At 62.4% G+C, this 578-nt stretch carries 1 pseudogene; it reads right to left on the bottom strand.

Annotated features, from left to right (window positions below):
• A pseudogene (locus AC1DT3_RS23680) lies at positions 1-578 on the bottom strand (ABC transporter permease); the annotation flags it as partial.

Genomic DNA, 578 nt, shown 5'->3' with positions numbered 1-578 from the left:
GCACGTCGACGGYGCGCATCATCACGAGATCGGTGCGCCCGCCGAGATAACCAGACGTCGCGCCGTAGATGACGCCGATGAGAATGGCGACGAAGGTTGCAAGCAGCCCGATAGCGAGAGAGATCTGCCCCGCCTTCATTGTCCGTGTCAGCAGATCGCGGCCGTTGGCATCGGTGCCGAACAGAAAGTGCATCCGTTTCACAGGCACATCGACGATGAGACGCTTGCCCTCCTCGGCACGTTCCGCAACTTTGGCCGGGCCGAAGAGATCGGAGCGTTCGAAATAGGCGAGGAGCCGCTCGTCGATGGGACGCGGGCTCACGAGCGTCAGTCGCACCTTGTCGTCTTCGATGGTGATCGCCTCGGCCTTCGCCCGCACGCGCGCGGCGATGCGTTCGATGTTGGGTTCGATCTGCTCCGCCGTCGGATACGCATCGAGGCTGGCCGGAGCGCGAACATAGTCCGGGTAGACTCTGTCGAACGGATGACCGGTCACGAACGGTCCGAAGACGCATGCGATCGCGATCAGGCCCAGCACGAAGATGCTCGTGACAGCTGCCTTGTTGCGCAAAAGCTGT

The organism is Microvirga sp. P4_G7, assembly GCF_056401005.1.
The sequence above is the reverse complement of the archived record's forward strand: the minus strand, read 5'-3'. Positions and strand labels throughout refer to the sequence as shown.